Raw genomic sequence first — 17,157 nt, forward strand, 5'->3', positions numbered from 1 at the left:
CCTTGCTGTTTTCGCTAGCTTTGTTTGGGGAGAAGCGCCGTGATGTGGTAGTCACGGTGCTTCTCCCTATTTTAGAGGTTGAGGTGCCGGTGATGGGTTGGTCGGCTGGTTTTATGGTTGTTCTTGGGGTGCGGGCTGTGGGAGCTCTTTGAAGGCGAGGAGCTTGTCGCGGTAGTACTCGTATTGCTTACGGCGAGCGGCAATCTCAGCAGGCAGACCGGAACTAATGTCATTAACCAAGGCATCAAATTTAGAAATCTTCTCTGCAATCTCAATCTGTCGATTCAGAGCAGGTAAACGAATCTCAATCTTGCTAAAATTAGATTTATTTAAAATCGGCATCGTAGACCCATTAGATTGCCCTAACTTTAGTAAATAATCACGCTTGGAGCTCAACCAATAGAATATATACTCACGGCTAAATTCTCGACTAACTTGAATAGCATTAATCTGCTGATTAACAACGCATTTGCAGTTTGGAAGAACAGACTTTCCCATGTCCGCACCAATACAAGTAACAAACACAGAATCGTTTCCATAAATTTTCCAACGACGATTTTTAACCCAGTTAAAATTTACACTTCTCGCAGATTCAGATATAAATTTTTGACCATTCGAAATATCAGATGGAGTCACAAACTTTAACTCGCCATTCCATGCACTCGTTTCTTTACTTGGAGGAGTTTTACCTGTAGAAATTATACCAAGGTCGGACAGGGAATAATAATTATATTCATGCCCCTCATTGAATAATAAAGAATCTCGATAAAAGGCATACTGCTTTGTCCGCGCCTCCAGCTCAGCCTCCAGCTCAGCCTCCAGCTCAGCCTCCAGCAAGGTGAATTTATCTAGTATTCTAACGATTTCTTCCTGGACTTCTAACGGAGGCACAGGTATTTTTATTTTAGAAAACCCTTGTAAGGAGATTCTTCTAACCTTTGTTCCAGTTATAAATTTCCCTTTTTGAATCTGAAAATCAGTGGAGTTCAAAAAATAAGAAACAAACTTAGCATCAAGATTCTTAGGAGAATAAATCATTGCATCGCTGCTAACAGCAACTGGAGATTCACCTACCCAAGCTACCGCTTTTGCAAGGTCTTGATCGTTCTCACTGGTAGTCGCAATAACAACATCCCCTGGACAAGCCAAACGGGATTTTTCAGCTACCGCGTCACTCACAAAGACAAATGTTTCCTTAGCCCATAAACCGTATAGGGTAAAAATCTGCCCATAATGAATGGCAGGGAATCCTTCTGCCAGAAAATCTTTCTTCTGGATTCCGCTTCCCCGAGAAAAAGTACCGGCATCGCTCATAGCCACATGTTTAACACCGTCCGGGCAGAGTTCTTCAATCAGTTCAAAAATCTTACTCACTTACTCTCCCTCTTCTCCAAGCAAGGCCAAGAGCTCAGCCGAATTAAGCCGCTGGTCAGCATCCGCCACACCATCCACCAGACGTACACCATCCTCCACCAAAACATCCAGAGGATCACGAGTGTCCCTATCATCCGCCCACCGGAAACCCTCAGAGACACGGCCCTCCCAGGTCAATACCCGGTAAGCATTAACGCAACCAGCATGATTCGTCAGATGATACGCCATAGCCTGCGGTCCAGTCCCCACAGCCTCAGCTAACTCCTGATAATTAGTCCACGCCCCATAAGGCAAAACCTCAAGAATAGAATGCGCAGTAGACCAGTCAAAAGAAGAACGATCAAAATTTGAATACCGCTCAATCACACCATCTTCAACAAGCGGGTAGGCCCACAATTGCACGGCTTTAGCCGACAGCTCACTAGCACGAGCCTCCATCTGCTCCTGTCCCCACGAGACCGCATTACGCAAAGACAAATTCAAACGCAAGGGGCTCTGCGCAAATCCGCCTTCCATGTCCCGCTTTTCCAGGAACGAACGGTTAGAGTACTCAGGGTTATAACCCGTCAACGTCACATTACCCAAAGTATGCAAGAAATACCGGTGAATCGCCTCCCAGTTATCCCCCAGCTCATGCTTCCACTCTTCCGTTAGGGTCTGGGGCATAATGTGCTCCACAGTGTAGTGAGAGGTAGGAACAACCTCTTTACTGTCACAGTTCTCTAACTTGTGCAACAGATAGTTCTTCTTCTGGCTAAAGTAAACATCTTCATTCTCCAGCTTCTCAATAAATTCCTGATCAGCTGGGAAACGACGATAGTCCGTCAAGGACAAAAGATAGCCCAGCACCGAATTAACATAGTCATTAGGGTTTACCCTACTCACCAAAGTATTAAAGGTCTTATTCAGGCTATTTGTTGGAATCTTGCAAATATTTCGACGGAAAAGATACGAAATTAGTGCATCAAGAATAGTCACAAATTCCCCATGCCCAAGAATCCGAGCCTCATAGTCCGCATACACACGAAGCTGGAAGGGGTAGGCAACTGTTGCCAACTGCTCCATCTCAGAAAAACGCTGAGCCAGCTGCTGGTCCCTTTCCCGTCCAAAGGCCATAGCAGCAAAATAGGTTGAATAGGTATAGAGGTCAGCAACCAGCTTCTCCTTCCACGCATCAGAAGAAGAATCCTGAGTAAAAGCAAACTCCTTATATGCCTCGTAGACATCATCCAACCGAGGAATCTTCTTAGTTTTCATGGTCAGGTAGTGGCGCACAAACTCATCAAAACGACGCTCATCGCACTCCGCAAAAACCCGTTCCATAGGGAACCAGTAATCTTTATACAGCCGAGCTTGGAGCCGCTGAGGAACATCCATCAGTACAAAGTTGCGAATCAAATCAGCCTGGGACAGCTTCTTACCCGTTGCGTTCATTGACTCAAAAACCAGTTGCGGGTCATCTTGCTTGCGAGTCAACTTAACATCAACAACAACCAGCTTATTCAAGCCCTCGCACAGCTCCTTGACCCCTGACTCATCAAGCGCCCCAATCTGGTCAACGAAATACCTAAAATTCGCTGTTACGCGGGAACTCTCATCAATGGGATCTAGCCCCTGCACCACACGTTGCAAGGCATCCCTATCGCGATGAGTAAGAGTGAGCTTAAAATATTCGTCACCCTCTTCATACTCATTCGTAAGGTACTTACCCCGAATCTTCTGAGGTGAAAAACCAGCTATAGGCTCCTGTTGCTCCTTAGGACGCGTCTCCAGGTAAGAAGCCAAAGCAGAAAGCACCAAGGTAACAGTAGTAACTCGCTGCTGACCATCAATCAGCAAATCAGGCTCCTTAGCAGTATTAGAACCCTGATCCCGTTCAATATAAACAATTGACCCCGTAAAATGATTAGCCAAGGCTTCCCGAGAACCTGCGCGCATAATATCTTTCCATAGTTGCTGGCACTCGTCCTTGCCCCAGGAATACACGCGCTGGTAGATAGGAACGACAAAACGTTCGCTCTTCTTCAATAAATCCAGCAGGTTTGAATCGACAGCCTTCATTATTTTCCACTTTCCAGTTCTGCCACAATGGCATCAATCTCGGTACGCAACTGAGACTGCCGGGCCACAATCCGCTCAATTTCAGCGTTCAAAGCCACAATATCAACCACCTCACGGGTGTCCTCAGCCTCAACATAAGAAGACACCGAAAGGTTATAGTCATTATCTGCAATATTGCTGTTATCTACCAGCTTGGCAAAATACTCAGCATCCTCACGACGCGCCAACGCATCTAAAATTTTCTGCCGGTGCACCTCGGTAATCGTATTCTTATTCCCCGAGCGCTCAAACTCAGCCGAAGCATCAACAAAAAGAGTCTTGTTATCCTTCTTCGCCTTCTTCAGCACAATAATGCACGTGCCAATCGTCGTTCCAAAAAAGAGGTCCGGCGGCAACTGGATAACCGCATCAACATAATTGCCCTCAATCAGGTACTTACGAATCTTGGCTTCTGCTCCCCCACGGTAAAGAACACCAGGGAACTCAACAATCGCAGCCGTACCGTTCTCTGCCAACCAATGTAAAATATGCATTGTAAAGGCAAGGTCGGCCTTCGATTTTGGAGCCAAAACACCCGCCGGCGCAAACCGCTCATCATTAATCAGCAAAGGGTTAGCGTCGCCCTCCCACTTCACAGAGTAAGGCGGGTTAGAAACAATAGCCTCAAAAGGCTCAATATCCACATGGGCAGGGTCAATCAGAGTATCGCCATGCGCGATATCAAACTGAGCATAGTTCAGGTCATGCAAGAACATATTAATGAGCGCAAGGTTACGGGTCGTCAGGTTAATCTCCTGCCCAAAGAAACCTTCCTTAACGTTCTCCTTGCCCAACACCTTTGCAAATTTGAGCAAAAGGCTGCCCGATCCACAGGCCGGGTCATAGACCTTATTAACTTTCTTCTTACCATCCACTGCAATGTGGGCTAGAAGCTCCGAGACAGCAGTCGGAGTGAAGTACTCGCCCCCTGACTTTCCCGCAGTAGATGCATACATACCCATCAAGTATTCGTAGGCATCACCAAAAGTATCATTATGCGAATCAGCAAAGTTACCCAGATTAAAATTCCCGACCTCATTCAGCAGCTTACGCAAGAGGTCATTACGTTTAGAAACCGAAGAGCCCAGCTTATTACTATTAACATCCATATCATCAAAGAGGCCGCGAATCTTATTATCCGATTCACTCAAGATGCCAGTTGCAGAGGATTCAATAGCACCGAAAACCTCTTGCAACACCTCGTTAAGGTTTTCGCTATCGGCATTTGCCCGGCGGCGAACATTCTCAAAAAGATGCTCAGGGAAGATGAAAAAACCCTTTTCATTCACCGTATCGCGGATAGCTTCGGGATTCCCCGCAATCTCAACATTGGTCATCGTCGCATAGCTAGCATCACCCTCTTCTAACTCACTATCAAGATACTGGGTAAGATTTTCTGAAATAAACCGGTAGAACATGAAACCCAGAACATACTGTTTAAAGTCCCAGCCATCTACACTTCCGCGCAAGTCATTTGCGATTTTCCATAGGGCGCGGTGCAACTCAGCTCGTTCTATCTTTTGGCTCATAAAGCTCTGTCTTTCTTTTGATTATGGAACTAGGTCCTCAGTCGCCCCTAAAACCAGAAATGAAACATTACTTAGGTTGTGGGTGCGCCAGTTTTGTCTCTTGCTTCCTTGGCACGGTCAGACCGCCGCAACTTTTCCCAGGTAGCTAACGCAGCAGTCTCGTAGCCAAATATTGTCATCACTAGCAGGTGAACACGGGCCTGAGTCAAAGTATAGACAAACCAGGGCAGGGTTGGCTCATACTCCTGAATAGCGATAATCACCTTGTCCTCAGCCAGCACCCTGCGGAAGATCAGACGGGCGCGATCGTCGTTCTTAACCCTCGCTAAGCGACCTCCAGAAATCACATACACTACATCCTGCTCGCTAGAATGCGCAGGGGAATAATCCAAGACCAGGATAGGATCCCGCAACAGGGGCAGGTGAATCTCTGCGTGTCCCTGACTTACCCGAGTACTCACTGCCTTAAAGCTGGCCCGTTGCAACCAGGCCAGGTAGTAGTCAGCCGTGTCCTGCACAGACCAAGACGCGGGAATCCTCACCCGCTGGATTGACTTAACGTCATTCTTAGGGTTCTCCATATCCTTCTTAAAGGGAATCGAGAAACGCGGCAAACTGTAGCCCGGGGAATCCTGATTCTCTGTAGCCCTCCGAACGCTCTGCCGGAAAGTCGTCGGGGCATCTGTAATCCCCTCAACCGTGTGTTCAGGGCTGATTACCATATCGTGGACCAGGCTATCGAGTAGGGGGCCAACCATCTCAATGGGCTTACCACTAATCAGGGTCACCCACAGCTTCGAAAGCCAGACAGGGATCAGGGGCACATCCACCATGGGTAGTTTCTTACCTAGTTCCTGGGCAGTCTCTTCAAAAAGCTGGCGGTAGGTCATCTCTTCAGGGCCACCAATATCAATAGCCTGCTGCCCCAAGTCCTGACGCTCAATAACGGCCAGTAAACCGTGGACCACATCGTCCAAGGCAACAGGGTGAGTACGATTATAGGCCCATTTGGGCAAGACCAAACCCGGTAGCCGCTGAACCAAGGACTGAAGGATAGGGAACGAAGAACCCTGCGGCCCCACAATCAACCCTGCCCGCAAGGTCGTCACCGGCACGCCATAGGAACCCAAAATCTTTTCGCACTCCAGGCGACTTGCTAGGTGCCGCGACAGCTTAGGGGCATCAGGGATAATCCCGCTCAAATAGACGATGCGTTTGACCCCGCAGGTAGCTGCGGCGCGGGCAAAATTGTCAGCCAGTAGGGCATCCATATCCTCAAAGCTAGCCTGTGTCAGCTTGGCCTGAGGTTGCATGGAATGTACCAGGTAAACCGCCAGATCGATTCCTTGCATAATGCGCTGATTATCCTCAGGTGCAAACAAATCGGCTGCCACCCAGGTGACGTTCTCTTCGTTGGTCTTGCCTTGGGCGCTGCGTGAAACCGCAATGACCTGGTGGTTCTTCTTAAGCTCTTTGAGCAGGTTGCCCCCTATATAACCAGAGGCACCTGTGAGTAGGATTTTCATGCCCTGCCACCTTCCACAAAATCATGAGGTCACTGCCAACAGTGCCATGGGTCATAAGCTAGCCTATAGCCCTAGAGGAAGGAAGTAAACAAATAGACGGAGCAGAAGACTGCTAAAGCGCCCCGCCCCTGAGGCAGGGGGGCTGGCACTCCCCCATCTTATGCAGAAAGCAGAGCCAGCCCACCTGCCTAGCTAGTAGCTTTAAAAAGCCCTGATGCCAGGTAGTCATCCTGGTCTTTGACCCCCGGGGGAACAGCAAAGAGTGCGCTGCCCACATGGCGTAGGTATTCACTCAAGGCATCAGAACTCATCATTGTTCTGAGCATAGGGACAAAGTGAGTGCGAGGGTCGCACACATAGGCGATAAAGAAGAGACCAGCATCCAAGTGGCCCAGGCCATCACTACCATCTGTATAGTTATAGCCTCGCCTCAGCATCTTAGCTCCCCCATGGTTATCAGGGTGCATCAGTCGCATATGGGCATCGTCGGGGATAATGGGGCCAGACTTGCCCTGCATGGAAAAATCTGGCTTATCGAATTCTCCACCGCCAGAAAGAGGAGCCCCATCTTTCTTAGTTCGCCCAATAATTTCTTCTTGTTCCTTCAAGGAAGTCCGATCCCAGGGCTCAATATGCATGCGGATCTTACGCACAGCACAGTAGGTGCCGCCCTCCATCCAGGCAGGATTACCTTCAGAATTAGCGCCAGAAGCCCACACATGATCTACCAGGGAATCCTTACTTTCAGCCTTAATGTTGGCGGTGCCATCCTTAAAACCGAAGAGGTTACGGGGGGTGATCTGCGCGGTGGAGGTAGAAGATGTCCTACCAAAGCCTAGCTGGCTCCACATGACCGCAGCCCGGCCTGCTGCCAGTCGCACCAGGTTGCGAATAGCGTGCACAGCTACCTGCGGATCATCTGCACAGGCTTGAATACACACATCTCCACCTTGCCAGTTACTCTCCAGCATATCGCCACTCATCTTGGGAATATCTTCGAGAGCCGGGGGAAGCTGATCAGCAAGACCGAAACGATCTTTACCGTCCGCGTCAAGGAAGAGTGACCGGCCTAGCCCAAAAGTAAGGGTCAGATGGGCAGCGGGAAGATCCATAGCTTCGCCAGTATCATCCGGTGGAGATTCAAGAGGCTTTTCCTCCCCCACATCCTGGCCAGCCATTAAGCTACGGCTCATCAGAGTCCAGTCCATGAAGAGCTCTTGTAGCTCTTTTCTGGTTTCTGCTGTAATTTTTAGAGCCACAAAATGCAGGCGATCTTGGGCGGGTGTTACTACCCCACTTTGGTGTTCGCCAAAAAAGGGGTAGCTATTCTGGTCTTCTGCCGCTGATTCTGATGCTTTCAGAGAGCTACAGGCTGTGCCCCCGGCTACCAGGGCTACGCCCAGACTACTTAACATAGCAGCGCGCCGGTTCATGCTGGGAAGTGCTAGTGCGGGATTCTTCTTTTCAGGCATATAAGCCTTCTTTCTATGGGGAAGGCTCCTGCTCTTATGCTGAGCAGGAGCCTAGGTCTTTTACCGTGCAAAGCTGCTGGAGCTACTAAATGATTGCTCCGGTCAGTTGCGATAAAGGCTCGCTCAGAGCATCAATGGCATCTGAGAGCTGACGAATCTGTTCCTGAGAAAGATCAGTGTAAGGAGTGAACTCGTCACCTTGCTTATATTGATCCAAGAGTTTCTGGACATCATCGAACTTTGCTTCTAGGGTGGTACCCAGCTCAGAGTTCTTGGCTTCGAGCAGCGGGCGTACGTCCTCGAAGGCCACTCTAGCGCCGTCAATATTGCCCTGGAAATCGGAGAGGTCAGTATGAGACCAGATCTCTTCTTCCCCGGTGATCTTAGAGAAAACAACCTCATCCAGTAGGCTCTTAGCACCGTTAGCAATCTGGTCGACGGTTAGATCTAAATCACGAGTCTGGTCATAGAGCTTCTGAGTGTTTTCTTGAAGTTCAAGAGCTGCTTTCTTGAGCTCATCATCGGTCAAGGGGGTGTAGGGTTTGCCGCCATTTTCTTCGGGGGTAGGTTGCCAGAGATCTTTCTCCAGCAAGTGCCAGCCTGTCCACTCCTGCCCGTCTTCCAGGTCAGCTTCTCGTGCATCCAGCAGGGGGTCAAGATCGCCAAAGGATTCCGCTACAGGCTCGATACGTTCATAGTGGATACGGGCCTGGGGGTAGAGGGAGCGAGCACTGTCTTTATCACCGGACTGCAGGGCCTCTACAAACTGGTCTGTCTTAGTCTTGAGCTGCTCGGTCTGATCTTTAACATAGGCCGTGTACTGATTGACAGCGGTGTCACGCAGGGCCTGCTCATCCGCTGCCACCGGAGAAGCATCAGGATTAGCTGTTACTTTCAAGTCCCCCATAATGCCGTCACCGACCATACCTGGCTTGCAGGAGGTCTTGTACTGGCCTTCGGCCAGTTCAACTGTCAAGTCTCGGGTAATTCCAGGGCCGATATTTTCAATCTCCGAGATAATCCTTAAACCGTCATCGGCCAGGATATAGAACTCGGTGACTTCCTTACCATCATTGGTCACAGAGAAGGTGTTCTTACCCGCTTTAACCTCAGTGCTTGAGAGCTTACATTCGGTCTCGGTAGATGAGACCTTAACAGCCTCAGTGCTGTCATCAGATTTAGCGTTTTCGGTACAACCGGTCAAGGCAAACAGCCCTACCGAAAGAGCCAGAGCGCTCAGCTTAAGATTTTTATTCATAGTTTTTCCTTTGGTTTCTAGGATGAGGTTCTTGGTTGGGGGCTCGTTCTTGGGGAGACAACTTTACTGCGGTTCTTGGCCACAAAGAGGGGAAGCACAATACCCACATAGGTACACCAGGCGATAGCCTCCAGCCAGGTTGTAGCCGGGGAGAAGTTGAAGATAGCTTTCAGGAGCGTGCCCAGCAGGGAGGTGGGGGCAATAAGATGAGAAATATCGAAAGCTAGAGAATTCAAGCCTGGCAAAATCCCAGCCTCCTGCAGGTCGTGAACGCCATAGGCCAGCACCCCTGCAGCAATAAAAATTAGAAAGAGCCCGGTGTAGCGGAAGAAGATCCCCAGGTTGAGTTTAAGGGCGCCGCGCATGAACAGCCAGGCTAAGAGAACCGCCAGGGCGATGCCCAGTAGAGCTCCTATAAGTGCCGTGGCTCCGTTACCTACGGATTGGGAGGCGGCCCAAATAAAGAGAGCTGTTTCAAGCCCTTCGCGGCCCACCGATAAAGCAGCCAGTAAGACAACGGCTCCAGTACTTGCCTGAACCAGGTCAATTTTTTGGCCAAGCTCACGGGAAAGATGCTTTGAATTTTCTGCCATCCAGAAAATCATCCAGGTTACAAATCCCACAGCAATAATGGACAGGCTCCCACCGATTGCCTCCTGCGCCTCGAAGGTCAGACCTCTGGGCCCAAACGTGAGCAGAGCCCCGAAGCCCAGAGAAACCAATACCGCCAGGCTTACACCCATCCAGATTTTAGGGATGAGATGGGATTTGCCTGTTTTGCGCACGTAAGCTAGCAAAAGGCCAACGATCAGAGCCGCTTCCAGCCCCTCTCGCAGTCCAATCAGGAAGTTTTGGAACATGTAAACCTGTTTCTTCAGAAAAAATAATATTAGGTATACCTATTATAAACATTAAGTCATCTTTAACAGCATTTTTATGTGACTTATTTCAGTTACCTGCCTGCCTTTTGGCTCAACAATGAGCAAAGACCGCTAAGATCTACCCCCTTCGGCTACCCCCGTCCTTTCTCTCTTGAACCCATTGTTCACCCCGGGTTCAAGAGAGAAAGACGGGCCTGTAGAAGACAGGGGGTAGGGCGCATAAAGAAACCGCCTCCCACTCCCCCTACCTAGGGGTAGAAGAGTGGAAGGCGGTCCGTTGTCCCAGGCAGGGCCGGGGACAGAGAAAGCTCAAAGACTAGGAAGCCTTGGGAGCTGAAGTGTCCTCAGGCAGGTTGTTCTTAGCGATTTCAACCAGAGCTGAGAAAGCAGCGGGCTCGTTGACAGCCAGCTCAGCCAGCATACGACGATCAACCTCAACCTCAGCAGCCTTCAGACCCTGAATGAAACGGTTGTAGGTCAGACCTTCAGCGCGGGCTGCAGCGTTAATACGCTGAATCCACAGGCGACGGAAGTCACCCTTCTTCTTACGACGGTGGTCATAGCTGTATACCAGTGAGTGAGTGACCTGTTCCTTAGCCTTACGGTAAAGGCGTGAACGCTGGCCACGATAGCCCGATGCACGGTCCAGGATTACTCGGCGCTTCTTATGCGCGTTTACCGCGCGCTTCACACGTGCCACGTGTGTCTCCTTACATCTTGTGTCCTACCCAGCTTTGAATCACTAGCGCTGGTGCAGGAGAGAAAATATCTACTTTTGGTGTGCCCTCAAAGGGGCGAAGCTTCAGGAAGCAGGCTAGGCTTACTTGCCCAGCATCTTCTTGATGACCTTTGACTGACCGCCGGTTACAATCTGGTCAGAGGCCAGACGACGGGTCAGACGGGAGGACTTGTGCTCCAGGTAGTGGCGGCGGTTAGCCTGCTGGCGCTTTACCTTGCCAGTACCGGTGAGCTTGAAGCGCTTCTTAGCACCAGAGTGGGTCTTCTGCTTCGGCATGAGCCGATTCTCCTTACCTTCTACCCTCACGCCCTCTCAGGCGGTGAGGAACTGAAAAACTCAACAACGTTTCGCTGTCTAAGGGTGTTGTGCTCGCTGAGCGACCGCACGTGCGGTTCCCAGGCGAACCAGGACCAAACACTGAACACTATAGGAGCCGTGCTTGGATGTCTATTTTCAGTTCTTATTCGGCGGAAGCCTGAGCCTTAAGTTCCTCCGGCATTGAATCTGCCAGAGAATTGGTCACAGGAGTAGCCTCGGTGGTGTTGACGCGTTCGCGACCCTTGCGTCCGCTTGCCTTAGGGCTCTCACGGCGGACTTCTTGCTTACCGCGGAGCGGAGCAAGAACCATCACCATGTTACGACCGTCTACACGGGGGTTTGACTCTACAGTGCAAACCTCCGCCAGGTCGCCGGCCATCCGTTCAAGCAGGCGCACACCCATCTCGGGGCGCTGCTGTTCACGACCACGGAACTGAATCATAGCCTTGACCTTGTCACCGCTGGCCAGGAAACGACGTGCGTGCCCTACCTTGGTTTCGTAGTCATGGGTGTCAATTTTCAGGCGGAAACGGATTTCCTTCAAAGAAGCATTGACCTGCTTCTTTCGAGATTCACGTGCCTTCACTGCGGCTTCGTACTTGTACTTACCGAAGTCCATAAGCTTACACACAGGCGGCTTAGCGTTAGGGGCAACCTCAACCAGGTCGAGGTCTGACTCCTGAGCAAGACGCAGTGCATCTTCTACGCGGACAATACCGACCTGCTCACCGCCGGGGCCGACGAGTCGAACTTCCGGTACGCGAATTCGGTCGTTGATGCGTGGATCGCTAATGACAAAGCTCCTGTTGCTTGTGCGGGTTTCCCCGTGAATTTCTGTGGGAGCAGAAAAGCCCCCGGTTGCGGTCAGCAAGCGGAGGCTAAGATACCCACCCGATGGAGTGTATGGCAGACAAGTGCCCTACATTCCTGTCACAGCTTCAGCTGTGTGGGATAACCCGGCAACCTGTTGAGCGGTCACGGGGTGGGAACCTTGAAAGTTCCGCTTGCAAACAGATAGTCACTCTACCGGTATTTCGGGGATTTATCAAGAGTAAACCGGCAAGCCCCTATCTGTCAGCCCGCTTTTAGCCTTTACAGGTGTTCACGATTGACAGTCTTTTAGGCCGGTATGAGATTCTAGTAACCATGAGCAACGAATCTACCTACCGTTTTGATGAAAACCAGCCCACCGGCGCGGAGCAACTCCCCGAAGGCCTCACCGCTGAGCAGGTCAACGAAGTTAATGCCCAGATGCGTGACATTGCCGAAGTACCTGCTGTTGAGGTCATCACCACCGCCGCCGTACACCTGATGAGCGCCGCCGCCGTCAAGTGCGGTTTAGCCGCCGATGAAAACGCCGATGAGCTCAAGGACCTAGACGAGGCCCGCAAGCTCATTACTACCCTGGCCGGCTTCGTCACTGCCGCCGCACCCGAAATCGGCTCCCAGCATGCGGCCCCCCTCCGCGATGGTCTGCGCTCTCTTCAGCTGGCTTTCCGCGAGGCTTCCCCCTACCCCGATGCGCCGGGCCAGGGCCCGGGTGAAAAGTTCACCGGCCCTGTCTTCTAGAACAGGAGCCTGTAATTCTAAGCGTAATGGCGGGGCCTACACCCCGCCATTTTTAGGTTTAGGCTGAGGCCAGAGCAATCTGAACTGAGTCCACCTGCTCGGAAAGCAGGCGATGTCCCGCTAAGCCTTCCCGAAGTTTGCCCACCGTCCGGTCTACCTGCTCCCGATTCAAGCCAGGAATCAGCTTGAGCGTAATGTTGAGCTCAGGGCCGGGGCCACCACCTGCCAAGACCTTACCCGCGGCAGAGCGTGAATAGACACCGGCACCGGGGCTAGCTTCTACACTCACAACTCCCGACAGTGGGGTTACAAGGTCAGAAAGCGCCTGGGCGACCTGCGAGTTACGGTAGGACGGTACCCACTTCTGACCCCGCGCTATAGCCCATACCGCCGGGCGACGAACCACAAAGGTTACGTCCTGCCCGGGATTAACCACGATCAGTTGGTTATCGTCCTCTATGGCAGAAAGAGCCGTCTTGCGCATATCTGCGGCAACAGGTCGAGCTAAATCATGCCAGGCAGTTAGCGCGTCAACACTGGTAAACACCGGCAGAGCCTTACGACCATCGGGAGCTTGAATACTGACCAGGGCCATGTCTGACTCTTTATCGGAGACCAGCCCGTCAGCGGTAATTTCGGCCTGCGAAAGCTGGGCAACGATAGGTGCAAAAACCCTTACCTGCCGGAGGGCATCGACCACCGCAACTTCGTCAACAGTATCGGCTATGAAGTCAGCCAGCACTTTTTCAAGGTTGGGGTCGGTTCTACCGTCATCGCCGGGATAAAGGTGGGTGTGGCTGGTTCCCTCACCCAGGTTGCGCCCCTCCCACGGCTGACCACCTGTGTCGGTGCTCCTGCCAGCAGAAGCCAACTGGGCGGCAATGTGGGCAGGTAACTCCCGTTTGGGACCACCAGGGTTCCCGCGCCCGTGGGTGTGAGCGCGACGAAGGCGATCAGAAAAATCAGTCACTAGGGGCGACCCGCTAGATCAAGTGCCTGCTCCAGGGTGAACTTACCCGCGTACAGAGCTTTACCGGTAATGGCGCCTTCTACACCGTAAGGCACCATGGTACGCAGGGCGGCAATATCGTCCAAAGTGGCAATACCACCGGAAGCAACAACAGGCTTATCGGTGCGCTCAGCGACCTTGCGCAGTAGTTCAAGGTTGGGCCCCTGCAGAGTGCCGTCCTTAGTGACGTCAGTAACCACGTAGCGGGCACAGCCGTCCTCGTTCAGGCGGTCAAGTACCTCCCAGAGGTTGCCCCCTTCTTTGGTCCAGCCACGGGCGGCCAGCACGTCACCGCGCACATCCAGGCCCACAGCGATCATGTCCCCGTGCTGGGCAATAACCTTGCGAGTCCATTCTGGGTTTTCCAAAGCTGCGGTGCCCAGGTTAATGCGTGCGGGGTTCAGGCTCAGAGCGCGTTCCAGGGAAGCATCGTCGCGGATACCGCCAGACATTTCAATCTTGATGGAGAGTTCCTGGGCGACCTCGGTCAGGATATCGATGTTATCGCCACGCCCAAAGGCTGCGTCCAAATCGACCAGGTGCAACCACTCTGCACCCGCCTTCTGCCACTCCAGGGCCGCTTCGACCGGTGAGCCGTAGTTGGTCTCGGAACCGGCTTCACCCTGAATCAGGCGCACAGCCTGGCCATTTGCCACATCAACTGCCGGGAGCAGTTCAAGTCGTTGAGTCATTCATTTCTCCTAGAAATCTGTACGTTTAGCTGTAGTTAAGGACAAGGTAAAAGCCATAGCTGGCGAAAGCTAAGCCCACCAGTAAGAGCACTAGCTGGGCCACCCAAGTAATTTTCTGCTTGTAGAAGGAGTAGGCCCCACCCAGAAAAATCATGCCCACCGTCATCAGCAAGAGGCCAGAAGTACTTGCAGACATCCCTATTACTCCTTACCAGCTAGACGGCCAGTTACCGGCAAGGCACTGATCCAGTTCCGCAGGAGCTGGATTCCAGCCTCCCCAGATTTTTCGGGGTGGAACTGGGTTGCGCTGAGAGGGCCGTTTTCTACCGCCGCAATAAAATCAACGCCGTGCTTGGCCCATGTTACCTGCGGAGGAAGCATAGCCTCGTTGTTCTGATCGAAGTTCCACTCCTGAACACCGTAAGAATGCACAAAGTAGAAGCGTTCATGTTCGATACCCGCAAAAAGGGTGCTGCCTGCCGGAGCCTTGACGGTATTCCAGCCCATGTGCGGCACTACGGGTGCTTTGAGGAGTTCCACGGTGCCAGGCCACTCCCCCAGACCCTGGGCTTCAATCCCGTGCTCAACACCTTTTTCAAACATGACCTGAAGGCCGACGCAGATACCGAGTACGGGGCGACCACCGGCAACACGCCTCCCAATCATGCGGATAGCGTCTGCATGGCGCAGCCCGTCCATCACAGCCTTGAAAGCACCTACGCCCGGTACTACCAGGCCGTCGGCCCCAAGTACGTCTTCCTCAGCCCGCGAGAGAATTACCTGCGCACCGGCTTCTTCAAGAGCGCGAACGGCTGAGCGGACATTGCCCGCGCCGTAATCAAGGACGGTTACTGTAGGCTTCTGCTCAGCACTCATGAGAGCGCCCCCTTGGTGGAAGGAATACCAGAGTGGCGGGGATCGGGCTCAACTGCCTGGCGCAGGGCACGGGCCAGAGCCTTGAACTGGGCTTCGGCAATATGGTGCGGATCCCGACCGCCGAGCAGGGTGATATGCAGGCAAATACCGGCGTGGTAGGCAATTGCCTCAAAGACGTGCCGCACCATAGAACCGGTAAAGTGCCCGCCAATCAGGTGGTACTCGTAGCCTTCGGGTTCACCGGTGTGCACTAGGTAGGGGCGCCCCGAAATATCGACGACAGCTGAGGCAAGAGCCTCGTCCAGGGGTACGGTAGCGCTGCCAAAGCGGCGGATACCGGCCTTATTGCCCAGCGCCTTGCCTAGTAGCTCGCCTAGCACAATCCCGGTGTCTTCAACGGTGTGGTGAACATCGATATGGGTGTCACCGGTGCACTTTATCGTCATGTCAATCAGTGAGTGCTTGGACAGAGCGGTAAGCATGTGGTCATAGAAGGGCACGCCGGTATCAATGTCGGAGACCCCGGTGCCGTCAAGGTTAATTTCAAGGCTGACCGAGGACTCGCTGGTCACACGCTCCATAGATGCGATTCGGGGGCCGATTCCGGTTGATGTAGTGGTGGGTACTGCCATAATTGCCTCTTTGCTGTGGTTAAGGTTCAAAAGTTTCGATATAGGTGCTCAGATGCTCCAGGAAGGCGCTGGTTTCCGCCTCAGTACCGGCGGTGACTCGTAGGAAGCCGGGAATACCGTTATCGCGCACCAGAACTCCGCGTTCGAGCAGATAGTTCCAGGCAGCTTTTTCGTCCTTAAGTCCACCGAAGAATACAAAGTTGGAATCCGAGACAGCCGGGGTCAGTCCGAGTTCTTGCAACCGGTTGACAATGCGATCGCGCTGGCTACGGATGTCATCGACATTGGCTAGAAGTTCAGTCCGGTGTCGCAGGGCTGCAATAGCGGTTGCCTGGGTGACTGCTGATAGGTGGTAGGGCAAGCGCACCAGGCGAACAGCATCTGCTATCAGAGGATCGGCGGCAAAATAACCCAGCCGAGCACCGGCTAAGGCGAATGCTTTGCTCATGGTACGAGTGACAATCAGGTTACGACGGCCCGGCAGTAAGGTGAGCGCGGTCTGAGTACGGTCCTGGGCAAACTCTGCGTAGGCTTCATCGACCACGACGATACCGTTATAGGTTGAAACCGCATCGTAGACGGCCTCAATAACATCTAACCCCAAGCCCGTTCCGGTGGGGTTATTGGGTGAGCAAAGAATGACGATGGTGGGGCTGTGTTGTTGAATCTGTTCAACAGCCGACTCTGCACTCAGAGAGTAGTCAGCGGCTCTGCGCCCAGCAATAAAAGCTGTGTTGGTTCCATCGGCCAGAAGCGGGTACATGGAGTAGGTCGGGACGAAGCTCATGACGCTCCGGCCGGGCCCGCCAAAGACCTGCATAATCTGCTGAAGGATCTCGTTGGAACCGTTAGCTGCCCAAAGCTGGTCAGGGGTCAGGCCGTGGCCCAGGTAAGCAGATAGTTCAGCACGCAGGGTATCAAATTCACGGTCCGGGTAACGGTTGAGGGTGACTGCCACTTGGGCAACCTCACGCGTAATAGCCTCCACAACTTCTTGAGGCATGGGGTGCGTATTCTCATTAACGTTGAGCGTTACCGGCACATCGATCATGGGCGCGCCGTAGGGTGAGCGGCCACGCAGGTCATCACGCAAGGGCAGGGCATCAAGGCTTTGAGTAGTATCAGTCACCCCCCTAGTGTATCTACTGGGCTCTGGTTCCCGCATTTTTATCCCGAACTCTG

At 52.4% G+C, this 17,157-nt stretch carries 17 protein-coding genes; 1 reads left to right on the forward strand and 16 read right to left on the reverse strand.

The window, feature by feature from the left end; translation table 11 throughout:
• Positions 1-111: 111 nt before the first annotated feature.
• The 10 genes from ACN08Y_RS06910 to infC form a co-directional block, all read right to left on the reverse strand.
• Positions 112-1,374 carry a restriction endonuclease subunit S gene (locus tag ACN08Y_RS06910; protein WP_419112210.1) on the reverse strand — a complete coding sequence of 421 codons (1,263 nt, stop codon included), beginning with the start codon at positions 1,372-1,374 and terminating at the stop codon, positions 112-114.
• Positions 1,375-3,435: a DUF262 domain-containing protein gene (locus ACN08Y_RS06915; protein ID WP_419112211.1), complete on the reverse strand. Its 2,061-nt coding sequence runs from the start codon at positions 3,433-3,435 to the stop codon at positions 1,375-1,377.
• Complete coding sequence (locus tag ACN08Y_RS06920; RefSeq protein ID WP_419112212.1) at positions 3,435-5,003, reverse strand: type I restriction-modification system subunit M; 1,569 nt, start codon at positions 5,001-5,003, stop codon at positions 3,435-3,437. Before ACN08Y_RS06920 ends, ACN08Y_RS06915 begins: the two co-directional genes overlap by 1 nt.
• A gap of 71 nt (positions 5,004-5,074) precedes the next feature.
• Positions 5,075-6,529, reverse strand: coding sequence for an NAD-dependent epimerase/dehydratase family protein (locus ACN08Y_RS06925; protein WP_419112213.1), 1,455 nt, complete (start codon positions 6,527-6,529; stop codon positions 5,075-5,077).
• Between the two features lie 188 nt (positions 6,530-6,717).
• Complete coding sequence (gene efeB, locus ACN08Y_RS06930) at positions 6,718-8,001, reverse strand: iron uptake transporter deferrochelatase/peroxidase subunit (RefSeq protein WP_419100151.1); 1,284 nt, start codon at positions 7,999-8,001, stop codon at positions 6,718-6,720.
• 85 nt (positions 8,002-8,086) lie between these two features.
• The gene (gene efeO / locus ACN08Y_RS06935; RefSeq protein ID WP_419112214.1) at positions 8,087-9,259 is read right to left on the reverse strand and encodes an iron uptake system protein EfeO; all 1,173 of its coding nucleotides are present in this window, start codon (positions 9,257-9,259) and stop codon (positions 8,087-8,089) included.
• A gap of 17 nt (positions 9,260-9,276) precedes the next feature.
• Positions 9,277-10,119 carry an iron uptake transporter permease EfeU gene (efeU, locus tag ACN08Y_RS06940; RefSeq protein ID WP_419112215.1) on the reverse strand — a complete coding sequence of 281 codons (843 nt, stop codon included), beginning with the start codon at positions 10,117-10,119 and terminating at the stop codon, positions 9,277-9,279.
• A 337-nt stretch (positions 10,120-10,456) separates the two neighbouring features.
• A complete protein-coding gene (gene rplT, locus ACN08Y_RS06945) occupies positions 10,457-10,840 on the reverse strand; it encodes a 50S ribosomal protein L20 (RefSeq protein ID WP_419100154.1) in 384 nt (127 codons plus the stop codon).
• A 120-nt stretch (positions 10,841-10,960) separates the two neighbouring features.
• A complete protein-coding gene (gene rpmI / locus ACN08Y_RS06950; RefSeq protein ID WP_419100155.1) occupies positions 10,961-11,155 on the reverse strand; it encodes a 50S ribosomal protein L35 in 195 nt (64 codons plus the stop codon).
• Positions 11,156-11,339: 184 nt separating this feature from the next.
• Positions 11,340-12,068, reverse strand: a complete 729-nt coding sequence (gene infC / locus ACN08Y_RS06955) for a translation initiation factor IF-3 (protein WP_419100156.1) — start codon at positions 12,066-12,068, stop codon at positions 11,340-11,342.
• A gap of 275 nt (positions 12,069-12,343) precedes the next feature.
• Between infC and ACN08Y_RS06960 the strand changes: the two genes are divergently transcribed.
• A complete protein-coding gene (locus ACN08Y_RS06960; RefSeq protein ID WP_419100157.1) occupies positions 12,344-12,766 on the forward strand; it encodes a DUF1844 domain-containing protein in 423 nt (140 codons plus the stop codon).
• 58 nt (positions 12,767-12,824) lie between these two features.
• Here the strand turns inward: ACN08Y_RS06960 and ACN08Y_RS06965 are convergent, their stop codons facing one another.
• The 6 genes from ACN08Y_RS06965 to ACN08Y_RS06990 are packed head-to-tail and all read right to left on the reverse strand — an operon-like array spanning position 12,825 to position 17,140.
• Positions 12,825-13,736, reverse strand: coding sequence for an SseB family protein (locus ACN08Y_RS06965; protein WP_419105135.1), 912 nt, complete (start codon positions 13,734-13,736; stop codon positions 12,825-12,827).
• Entirely contained in the window at positions 13,736-14,467 is a 732-nt protein-coding gene (gene priA / locus ACN08Y_RS06970) for a bifunctional 1-(5-phosphoribosyl)-5-((5-phosphoribosylamino)methylideneamino)imidazole-4-carboxamide isomerase/phosphoribosylanthranilate isomerase PriA (RefSeq protein WP_419105136.1), read from the reverse strand. Before priA ends, ACN08Y_RS06965 begins: the two co-directional genes overlap by 1 nt.
• A 25-nt stretch (positions 14,468-14,492) precedes the next feature.
• Positions 14,493-14,663, reverse strand: a complete 171-nt coding sequence (locus tag ACN08Y_RS06975; RefSeq protein ID WP_419105137.1) for a hypothetical protein — start codon at positions 14,661-14,663, stop codon at positions 14,493-14,495.
• 5 nt (positions 14,664-14,668) lie between these two features.
• Entirely contained in the window at positions 14,669-15,343 is a 675-nt protein-coding gene (gene hisH, locus ACN08Y_RS06980) for an imidazole glycerol phosphate synthase subunit HisH (RefSeq protein WP_419105138.1), read from the reverse strand.
• The gene (gene hisB, locus ACN08Y_RS06985; RefSeq protein ID WP_419100162.1) at positions 15,340-15,975 is read right to left on the reverse strand and encodes an imidazoleglycerol-phosphate dehydratase HisB; all 636 of its coding nucleotides are present in this window, start codon (positions 15,973-15,975) and stop codon (positions 15,340-15,342) included. Before hisB ends, hisH begins: the two co-directional genes overlap by 4 nt.
• A gap of 19 nt (positions 15,976-15,994) precedes the next feature.
• Positions 15,995-17,140 (reverse strand): histidinol-phosphate transaminase, encoded by a 1,146-nt coding sequence (locus tag ACN08Y_RS06990; protein ID WP_419112216.1) that lies wholly within the window; start codon positions 17,138-17,140, stop codon positions 15,995-15,997.
• Between the last annotated feature and the right edge of the window lie 17 nt (positions 17,141-17,157).

The organism is Rothia sp. P5764 (genome assembly GCF_048512965.1).
In the GTDB taxonomy this organism is placed as follows: Bacteria; Actinomycetota; Actinomycetes; order Actinomycetales; family Micrococcaceae; genus Rothia.